This is a genomic window from Streptomyces sp. GESEQ-35 (assembly GCF_017948485.1).
GTDB lineage: Bacteria > Actinomycetota > Actinomycetes > Streptomycetales > Streptomycetaceae > Streptomyces.
Genome location: NZ_JAFFSX010000059.1, coordinates 1 through 9,555, shown reverse-complemented (window position 1 = coordinate 9,555; position 9,555 = coordinate 1). Strand labels below are relative to the sequence as shown.

Here is a 9,555-nt window from a genome sequence, read left to right as displayed (position 1 = left end):
AATATTGGGGTCGAGCGTGTGTCGCATGGAGAGAGCTACGTAAGAGCTCAATTGCTGAAAGTGGAAAGGGACACGGATCCCAAGGACCCGAATGACGCCCTGACGGTGGCGCCCGCCTCGAGATCAACCGCTGCGGCCAGCGATCCGGCCAGGACCAAGTCGCCGGCACCGATCCCCGCGCCGAAAGAGGCCAGTATGCGCACAAGGCATGCCACGGACTCCGCCGGATGCCCCATCACGGCCGAACCGTTCGCCGTCTGAACGGAATCACCCGACTCGAACACCATCGTCTCGGCGGCGAGGTCGCGCCCATCGAAGGGAACGGCCTTACCCAAGACGGCCATTGCCGACGAGGCGTTGTCCGCGACGGTGTCCACCCACGCGATGTCCCAGTTCTTGATACGGCTGTCGAGCACCTCCAAGGCCGGGAAGACCTCGGTGGTGACGTTCAGTACATCCGCAGCCGTCGTAAGGGGATCGGAGAGGTCGGCGCCGACCCGGAACGCGATCTCCCCCTCGACCTTGGGTGAGATGAACCATCCAGGATCAAGGCAGGCGCCGTCGGCGAGAAGCATGCCTTCGGTCAGAAACCCGAAATCCGGTTGATCGACGCCGAACATCTTCTGGATGGCGACGCTCGTGGCACCAACCTTGTATCCGGCATGCACCGCCCCGTTCTTGTGCTCAAGGGTGCGGAAAGCATGCTGGATGGCATAGGCGTCCAGCGCGGTGAACTCGGGGTGCCGAGCGGAGATGGGCGGTATCGCCTTGCGCTCGTTCTTGGCGTTCCAAAGTTCGAGGGCTATGTTCTCATGAACGGCCGCAACGGTCCCCATCTCGGCACCCCTCCATTCAGACTTCGGGAAGTTACTTGGTCGCCACGAACAGCCGGCCACCCGGCATGATCTGTGACACGCAATCGACATTCGAGAAGCCAGCGCTGCGGAACTTTTCAACCCACTGGTCCGCGGTGGGCAGCTTGATTCCCATGAAATTCGAGTGCAGGTAGGTGAAGAGGGCGCTGAACTTACGCTCGCGAGCTTCCTGCCCGTACGAGACCGCATCGACCACGGCCAGGACGCCGCCGGGCGCGAGAGCCTTGTGGCAGGTGCGCAACACGTCTTCGAAGACAGGTTCGTTCTGGAGGACGTCGTGCATCACGAAGCATGCCTGAATGACATCCGCCCCTTCGAGCGGACCGGGGTCGGTGATCAGAGACTCGACCGACCGCTCGATGACCTTCAGCCGATCGTCCACGCCGGCTCGTCCCGCGGCTTCTCGCGCAGCGGCACAGGCAGCCGGGCTCAGGTCGAGGGCGACACCGGAACGGCGGTCGTCCTGAACGAGGAGGTCGATGAGCAGACCGGCCGCGCCCGCGCCGAGGTCGACGACGTGCTTCGCGTCGGCGGCCACGACCCGTTCGACAACGGCGGGGTAGAAGGCCCGATCCCCGATCCAGCGCGAACTGACCGCTACCCGGCGCCCGTCACGACGGTAGGCGTCAGCGGCGGACTCGCTGTCGGAGAGGAAGGCTCGGGCGTTCTGCAGGAACGGACTGTTGGCGGTCAGCGCCCAGGACAGATAGCCGACCTCGTGCCTCCAGTCCGGGTAGTCGTCGGACGCGCGGTACAGGTCGTTCCCGTCCTCGGCGGCGACCAGCCCGGCGGCCGACAGCGCATGCACGTAGTCCCTGAGGCTGTCCTGGGAAAGACCTGTCGCCTCGGCCAGTTCGGCGATACCGAACGTGCGGCCCGAGTCCAGCACCTGGTCCACGCCGATCTCGGCACCGATCTGGAGCAGTGCGGCGACCGCCGCAAAATCCGCTCCCACCTCGCGTGCGGAATCCAAGTTCACCTTTACTCCTCAGTGTTCTGAACGATCATCAAATTACGTCGTACACGGAGTTCTTCTGGGCGAGCCCCATCGCCACTTCGATGATGGAGTCTTCCTGGCCTGCGACGACGCCCCTGCGGCCCAGTTCCATCAGGATTTCTCGTGGATCCACCTGGAAGCGCTCCGCGGCTCGGCGTGTGGGCGCGGCGAATCCGGAGAAGACGCCGGCGATGCCGCTCGCAATGGTGACGCTGTCGTTTGTCGGAATGCGCTTGACGAATGTGGATTCCGCGAGATCGGCCGCGTCAAGTGCCGCGAACAGCTGGAGCTTGGTCTCGATCTGTGCCAAGTGGAGGTTTGCGGCGACCAGTTCGAGCGGGGCGTTACCGGCCCCGGCGCCGAAGCCGCGCGCCGTCACATCCACGACGGTCGCGCCGGCCTTGACGGCGGCCATGCTGTTCATCACCGAAAGGCCGAGGTTGTTATGGCCGTGGAAGCCGATCTCAATGTCGAGTTCCTCGACGAGCGCGCCGACCTTTTCATCAACTGCGGCCGGAGTGTACGCACCTGCCGAGTCCATCAGGATGACCGCGTGTGCTCCGTACTCCTGTATGAGCCGTGCCTGCTCGATGAGCGTCTCGGTCGACGCCATGTGGCTCATCAGCAGCATGCCTTTGACCGTGACACCCATCTCACGGAGCATGGTGATCTGCTGGCGCGTCACATCCGCTTCTGTGCAGTGAGCACCGACCCTGACCTCGTCAACTCCGCAGTCCAGTGCGGGCTTCAGATCGCGTTCGACCGTCGCGAACCCGGGGATGGACAGGACGCCGAGCCGTGTCTGCTTCAACTGGGCGCGTGCGGCTGTGAGCATCTCCGTGTCGGTCAGCGCCGCACGTCCCACTTGGATGGACGAGGCGCCAAGTCCGTTGCCGTGCCCGACCTCGAGGAGGTCGGCCCCCGCAAGCTCAGCGGCCTTGGCGTAGGCGACGATGTCCGCATGGCCCAGTTGATGCGCTACGGCGTGATTTCCGTCCCGCAAGGTCGTGTCACAGATTTTGAGCTGCCGCTCGGCATGTGTCTTCATCGACGAGCCTCCGCTCGCCCCTCGGCAACAGCCACTGCCGCACAGGTGATGACGTCCAGATTCCCGGCGTAGCGTGGCAACCAGTCACCGAGTCCCTCTACTTCGATGGTCACCATGATGCGATCGCCGGTGGCAACTGGCGGAACGACAACGCGATAGCCCGGGACATAGGAATTGATCCGCTTCTCCATGCTGTCGACCGAGACGCGCAGCGCTTCCATGTCAACGTTTTCGGAATCCGGTACTGCGATGGTGTTCCGCATGACAATTCCCGGATCCGCCGGGTTGATGATGAGAATCGTCTTGGCGGTGTCTACCCGGCAAAATTCATGAGTGGCCTGCTGAGTAGTGAAGGCGTACTCATCAATATTCGCCCTCGTCGCAGGACCGACACTCGCCGATGAGCTGGCTGTAGCGATTTCCAGGTACCCCAGGCCGTCGGAAGCATCGCTGAAGCAGCGCGCGATGGGAACTGCGGCTTGTCCACCGCAGGTCACCATGCTCACGTTCTGCTCGGTGAGGCACTCCTCAAGGTTCAGCGCCGGAACGCAGAATTTACCGAGATGCGACGGAGTGAGGTCGATGACCGGAATGCCAAGACCTTCGAGTATGTTCCAGTTGTGCACCGCGTCCTTGGCCGACGTCGCATCGAAGACCACGTCGATTCGGTCCGCCAACTCAGCGACCGCGTCGATCCCGCCAGTAGTCGTTGGGATCCCGCGAGAATCGGCAAGCTCTATACCCGGAGAGCTGGTACGTCGGCCGGCGAACGAGTCGCACCGGAGATGGGGCGAAGCCATGACCTTGAGCAGCAGGTCGCAGCCAATATTTCCCGTGCCTATGATAGCCACGCGAAGAGGGTCAGCACTGGAGCCTTTTTGTGCGTGCATTCACCTATCCTCTGTTCGCAGTCTCAATGCTGTGAGCGTCAGGGCGAGTTCGGCCGACGAGACGGGCCGAATTTGCGGTAAGTACGCTTGCTATTTTCTGCTGCCGCGCGCCGGACACCGGGTCGAGGGATTCAGCGTTCCAACCGGCCCGGCCCAACTCCAGGACGATCTGGCCGGCACGCGCCGCCGGGACTGCGAACGTGATGGAGAAGGTTCCCTTTTCCGGGGAGTGCCGCGGCACCACGTCCTCCGCCTCCACGTGGAATGTCTTGAGAGCGTCCAGTAAACGCACCAACTGTCCAGGGCTCTCCGCGACCAGAACTTCCACGTGCGTCTCCCTGTCCGCGGCCTGCCGCCCCTGAATCGCCGCCAGTCCGGCAGCACCCCTGTTCAGCAGGTCCACCATCGGCTCCAGGCTCTGGCTCCTCATGTCCTGCGGTGCACTGGACAAGTCGTCGAGCGTGGCCAGCAGTGTCGTCAGATCGTCTCTGAGTTCCCGGAGTACTCCGGCGACAGGGAGTGCGTTGGCTTGCAGGATGTCGCTCCACAGCCCGGTATCCCTGACAGCTATCCGCGTCACGTCGCGCAGCCCTTGCCCCGCGAGCCGAATCTCCTCCCGCGAGCCGTGCTGAAGCCTCGCGGCCATGAGGCTGGCCACGAGATGGGGAGCATGCGAAGCCAACGCCACTGCATTGTCGTGTGCGCGACTCTCCATGATCACGGGAACTGCCCCGCACAGCGCGATCATTTCGAACACCCGGTTCACCGCATCCTGAGACGTCGCCTCCGAAGGAGTCAGGACCCAGGCCCGGTCCTCGAACAAATCCGCGCGAGCGGCAAGCGGGCCGCATCGCTCACGGCCGGCAAGAGGATGTCCACCTACATAACTGGACGGAGAATCCACGGAATTCCGGATGTCTCGTGCCAGCTGCGCCTTCACACTGGCCACGTCGGTGTAGCTCCGGGCCAGCCCTCGCGCCTGCATCTCCGCGAGCACATCGCCAACTGCGCTCGGTGGTACCGCGATCACTGCCAAGTCGACCGGTTCGTCCGAAGCACCTACCACTCCCGCGCCCAACGCGGCGGCCGTGCGAGCGGCTACTTCATCCTTGTCGAGCAAATGCACTGTTATGCCATGCCGACTGATAGCCAAGCCGATTGATGTGCCGATCAGGCCCGTGCCGACCACAGCCATCGTTCGTATCATCGTTACCCCCCATCAGCCTCTGGGTGGCCACCGGCCACCGCAGGGCTCACCTGGCCGACGCCACCGGCCTGCCCGCACCCCGAGAACCAACCCCGAACGCGAGATCAGGTCAGTATTCGAAATCCGCCCAGCGCATTCCGTCGGCGGATGAGACAAGACCGCCTTCCCGAATCGGGCCTTCGTCGTCGACGACCCCTCCCAGCGCGGCATGGACCTGGATCTTGGCCCCCTCTTCGAGGACCGACTGGACAAGCGTCGAGTCGAACAAATCGCGATCCGTTCCACTCTCGCCTGCGGGCCGGTCGGCCAGCTCGGAGAACTCCCGGAACTTGGACTCGCGCTGTTCGGTGTAGGAAGCCGCGTTGACCAATCCGCCTTCGTGCGAAGCTCCACCGCCGACCAGTTCGACAAAAGACTCGAGTCCGGGCGCCGAGCTGTTCATGACCTTCTTGGCGCTCCAGAAGTACGAATCCTCGTCCTGGTGCATGTCGTAGAACGCCACCAGGAAATCGTGGAAGAGCGAGTACTCATTCCGGTACCGCACTTCGTACTCGTCGAAGCACTTCTTCTCTTCAAAGTCTCCGCTCAACGACGAGTTGATGGAGCGGGCGGCCAGAAGGCCGCTGTACGTGGCGAGGTGCACGCCGGAGGAGAAGACCGGATCGATGAAGCATGCCGCATCGCCCACCAGAACCATGCCGGGGCGCCAGAAGGTGTCCTGGCAGTACGAGTAGTCCTTGCGGACCCGGATCTCGCCGTAGGGTCCGCTCTCCACCCGACGTGCCTCGGACAGATACTCCGCGATGAGCGGACATTCTTCGATCAGGCCCATCAGGGCCTTCTCCCGATCCCCCTGAACTCGCTCCAGAGCCTCACGCCGCAGTACCGCGCCGACGCTGGTGAGCGAATCGGTGAGCGGAATGTACCAGAACCAACCGGAGTTGAAGGCGGCGCACAGAATATTTCCGGAGTTGGGGGCAGGAAGCCGCTTTCCGCCCTCGAAGTAACCGAAGAGCGCGATGTTCTGGAAGAAGTCCGAGTAGTGCCGGGTACCGCCGATCCGGCTCTGAATGCGGCTCTTGTTGCCGGAGGCGTCCACGACGAAGCGGCTGCGCACCTCGTGCCGAACTCCGTCAACGTCACTGTAGAGCACCCCGCAGACGCGGCCGTCCTCCTCGATGACATCCACCACGGAGCTCTTCTCGCGGACCTCAACTCCCTTGTCACGCGCGTTGTCCAGGAGAATCTGGTCGAACTTCATCCGCTCGACCTGGTAGGCCAGCGAGGTCGGGCCCGAGAAGGTCGCGGAAACGGAAAAGGAGAACGTCCACGGCTCGGGGCTGCTCCCCCATCGAAAGGTGCCTCCACGCTTGGGCATGAACGCAGCCTTCTCCAACTCGTCCGAGACACCGAGGAGTCTGCAGATACCATGCACCGTCGAAGGCAGCAGGGACTCCCCGATCTGGTACCGGGGGAATTCTTCCTTCTCCAGGACAAGAACACGGTAACCCTGCATAGCCACCAGGGTGGACACCGTAGAACCACCCGGCCCACCACCGACGACAACGACATCGAACTCGTGGTCGTCTTCGACATACATGGCATCTTCTCCTCAAATAGTTCGATGGCGACGGAGGGCGACCAGACCGCAAACGCGGTATCAGCCCCGCATACCGGAAACAAACGAGCGCAAGGTGCGTGCGGCGGCCAGGTCGGCACAGCCGGCCAGGAGGAGGGCCTCCTCAAGCTCCGTCCGCAAAAGCGAAAGCACCTGGGTAACTCCCGGCGCCCCGGCTGTACTCAGCCCCCACAACACCGGACGCCCTACCAGGACCCCATCAGCGCCCAGCGCCAGTGCCCGCAGGATGTCGGTGCCGCTGCGGACACCGCTGTCCATAAGGACCTGGCACTGCCCGCCTATCGCTTCGACCACCCATGGCAGCGCGGTGATGCTGGGCAGCGCACCGTCCAACTGCCGGCCACCGTGGTTGGAAACCACCACCGCTTCGGCCCCGAGTCGGACGGCCTGTTCGGCGTCCCTGGGATCAAGGATGCCTTTGACCACCAAGGGAAGTCGGGTCTGCTCCCGGAGCCATTCCAAGTCGGACCAGCCGAACGTGGAGTCGAAGGCAATCTTCGTGTGCGCGGCCACGGCCGACTCGCCGGGTCGGCGGGAATGCGCCGCGGAAGGGCCGCCGGGCTCCAGGTTGGCACTACGGATCCAGGAGGGAAGCGCGAACTCGTTTCGCAGGTCGCGTAGCCGACGGCCCATGATCGGGACATCCACGGTCACCATCAATGCCTGGCAACCGACTTGCTCGGCGCGGCGAATCAGCTCGACCACCCGACCGCGATCGTGCAACCAGTACAGCTGAAACCACAACGTTGCCCCGACCTTGGCGATTTCCTCCAGCGAATGGCTGCTGATCGTGCTGACCACAAGAGGCACCTGCGCCGCCAAAGCACCCTCTGCGGTTGCCAGATCGCCCTCTGGATGCAGGAGACGCTGGTACGCCATTGGCGCGACGGCGAGGGGCAGCGCGGCCGAAGTGCCCAGAAACTGTGCACCGGTGTCAGTCTTCTTGACACCTGCCAGCACCCTGGGCACGAGTGACACGCTGTCCAGGGCCGCACGGTTGGCGTCCAGGGTGGATTCCGTGCCGCTGCCACCGGCAATGAAATCCCACACCGCCGGCGCCAACCGCGCGGCGGCCGACTGTTGCAGGTCTTTCACGCACACGGGCTGCGTTCCCGCTGTATCGACCGGTGCCCCGGACTGCGGAGCCATTACTTCTCAGCCTCCGCATCAGCCCGCTGCCGTTCGACTGCCTCGTAGAGTGCCTTGATGTTCCCGCTCCCGAAGGTGCGAGCCCCCAGACGCTCAATGACCTCCATGAAGAATGTGCCGTGCGGGTGGACCGAGGCAGTGAAGATCTGGAACAACTGGCCGTCATGGTCCTCGTCGACCAAGATATCCAGTTCTTGCAGTTCGGAGACAGAATGCTTGGTCAGATCCATGGACAGCAGCCGGTAGTAGGCATCCGGAGTGCTCAGGAAGGACACACCCAGCGACTTGAGCAGGCCCACTGACTCCACAATGTTGTCTGCGGTGAAAGCGATGTGCTGGACGCCGGCCCCATCATGATTCTTCAGGAACTTGTCTATCTGCCCCGGCTCGAGTGAAGTATCGGGTTCGATCAAAGTAAGAGTGACAGAGCCGGATCGACTCTGAACCACCTTGGAATCCATTGCCTGACTGCCCACCACGATGCGCTCTTCGAAGATCATCTGGAAGTCCAGGATCTTCTCGTAGAACTCCACGGTAGGCGTGAGCTGCCCAGCTTCGAGACAGACGGCGAAGTGGTCTATCTCACCCAGGCCACTGTCAAGCCGAGCACCTGTTTCCGGAACCGATGAGAAACCCGGAAGTGTCCGCGCATCGCTACTTGCGGGGCGCTGCACGAATGTGTGGATCACATCTCCAAAGCCCCTGATCGAGGCCGTTATGAGCCCGTCCCGCTCGGCCGGCTCCGCCACCGCTGCGGCGCCCCGGCGCACTGCCTCGGTAAATGCCTCCGTGGCATTGGAGGCCGTGAGCGCGATATTGGCCACCCCGTCACCGTGCTGCTCGACGTATGCGGCTGCGGGGTGGTCAGCACCCTGCGCCATCGTCAGCACCAGCCGGATCTGATTCTTGCCGAGCGCCACCGAACGGACGGCCTCGGCAGAATCTGCCGGTTCGGAAGCTCCGTAGATCTCGAACCCATAGCTGTCTATGAACTGCGCTGAAGCCACCGCCGTGTCTTGGACATAAAACTCGACATGGTCAATGGAGAGTTCATCGAAAATGGAACCGTTCGAATTCGCCATTTGCTTCACTATCTCGGTTGACTGTGTGGGCAGGAACTTGGTGAGGGCCGGCAGGGTTCACGCCGTTGCGTTCATCTGCTGCACGAGGCTATGCGGCCGCATTTCCGTCCAGTTCGAGTTGATGTACTCGAGGCACGATGCTCGGTCGTTCGCATGCACGGTATTCCAGCCGGCCGGTACCTCAGCGAACTTCGGCCAGAGCGAATACTGCTTCTCCTCGTTGATCAGTACGAGATATTCCGCCTCGGGGTTTTCGAAAGGATTGGTCACGACCTCGCTCCTTCTGTTCCTTGCTGGTACACGAGCTCGGTGATTCAACGTTCTTTGTCTTGATTCTGTCTTGACCTCTACGGCCAGGCTAAGTGGGCCATTGGCGACACCACATCCCTCAACCTGGTAGGGCCGCACGGGACCGGAGTGATACCCAAGCGGAGCTGGAGCCGAATTCAAGGACACACGCCCACACTCGAAGGGCGCTTCAGGACCGCTTGAGAGCCATGCTTCCCTACCCGATCGAGGGGTGACCGCCCGTGGCCGCTCACCTAACCTGGCTGCGGCGATGCCGGAATGGCAGGCATGAAGAACCGTTGAGTGCCCCAGTGGCCTTCAATTCCGCAAACGATCATCAGCGGTGCTGGTCCAGCTGAACTTCGCGCGGTCTCAACACC

General features: G+C 62.8%; 9 protein-coding genes. All 9 read right to left on the bottom strand.

Going from position 1 to position 9,555, the window contains the following annotated elements; genetic code table 11:
• Positions 1 to 47 precede the first annotated feature (47 nt).
• On the bottom strand, positions 48 to 836 hold the full coding sequence (locus KCH87_RS48185) for a 2-keto-4-pentenoate hydratase (RefSeq protein WP_210594421.1): 789 nt from the start codon (positions 834 to 836) through the stop codon (positions 48 to 50).
• A gap of 31 nt (positions 837 to 867) precedes the next feature.
• Positions 868 to 1,848, bottom strand: coding sequence for a class I SAM-dependent methyltransferase (locus KCH87_RS48180; protein ID WP_210594420.1), 981 nt, complete (start codon positions 1,846 to 1,848; stop codon positions 868 to 870).
• 34 nt (positions 1,849 to 1,882) lie between these two features.
• Positions 1,883 to 2,920 carry a 4-hydroxy-2-oxovalerate aldolase gene (dmpG, locus tag KCH87_RS48175; protein ID WP_210594419.1) on the bottom strand — a complete coding sequence of 346 codons (1,038 nt, stop codon included), beginning with the start codon at positions 2,918 to 2,920 and terminating at the stop codon, positions 1,883 to 1,885.
• Positions 2,917 to 3,771, bottom strand: a complete 855-nt coding sequence (locus KCH87_RS48170) for an acetaldehyde dehydrogenase (acetylating) (RefSeq protein ID WP_210594418.1) — start codon at positions 3,769 to 3,771, stop codon at positions 2,917 to 2,919. Before KCH87_RS48170 ends, dmpG begins: the two co-directional genes overlap by 4 nt.
• Before the next feature lie 43 nt (positions 3,772 to 3,814).
• Positions 3,815 to 5,005 carry a prephenate dehydrogenase gene (locus KCH87_RS48165; RefSeq protein ID WP_247197926.1) on the bottom strand — a complete coding sequence of 397 codons (1,191 nt, stop codon included), beginning with the start codon at positions 5,003 to 5,005 and terminating at the stop codon, positions 3,815 to 3,817.
• A 121-nt stretch (positions 5,006 to 5,126) separates the two neighbouring features.
• Positions 5,127 to 6,617, bottom strand: a complete 1,491-nt coding sequence (locus KCH87_RS48160) for a tryptophan 7-halogenase (RefSeq protein ID WP_210594416.1) — start codon at positions 6,615 to 6,617, stop codon at positions 5,127 to 5,129.
• A gap of 60 nt (positions 6,618 to 6,677) precedes the next feature.
• On the bottom strand, positions 6,678 to 7,751 hold the full coding sequence (locus KCH87_RS48155) for an alpha-hydroxy acid oxidase (RefSeq protein WP_308299095.1): 1,074 nt from the start codon (positions 7,749 to 7,751) through the stop codon (positions 6,678 to 6,680).
• Positions 7,752 to 7,804: 53 nt separating this feature from the next.
• On the bottom strand, positions 7,805 to 8,887 hold the full coding sequence (gene hppD / locus KCH87_RS48150; protein ID WP_210594414.1) for a 4-hydroxyphenylpyruvate dioxygenase: 1,083 nt from the start codon (positions 8,885 to 8,887) through the stop codon (positions 7,805 to 7,807).
• Between the two features lie 57 nt (positions 8,888 to 8,944).
• The gene (locus KCH87_RS48145; RefSeq protein WP_210594413.1) at positions 8,945 to 9,157 is read right to left on the bottom strand and encodes an MbtH family protein; all 213 of its coding nucleotides are present in this window, start codon (positions 9,155 to 9,157) and stop codon (positions 8,945 to 8,947) included.
• Between the last annotated feature and the right edge of the window lie 398 nt (positions 9,158 to 9,555).

Excerpts from the sequence above, each read along its gene's own strand:
- KCH87_RS48185 (WP_210594421.1), bottom strand. The coding sequence starts at position 836 with ATGGGGACCGTTGCGGCCGTTCATGAGAACATAGCCCTCGAACTTTGG.
- dmpG (WP_210594419.1), bottom strand. The coding sequence starts at position 2,920 with ATGAAGACACATGCCGAGCGGCAGCTCAAAATCTGTGACACGACCTTG.
- hppD (WP_210594414.1), bottom strand. The coding sequence starts at position 8,887 with ATGGCGAATTCGAACGGTTCCATTTTCGATGAACTCTCCATTGACCAT.
- KCH87_RS48160 (WP_210594416.1), bottom strand. The coding sequence starts at position 6,617 with ATGTATGTCGAAGACGACCACGAGTTCGATGTCGTTGTCGTCGGTGGT.
- KCH87_RS48165 (WP_247197926.1), bottom strand. The coding sequence starts at position 5,005 with ATGGCTGTGGTCGGCACGGGCCTGATCGGCACATCAATCGGCTTGGCT.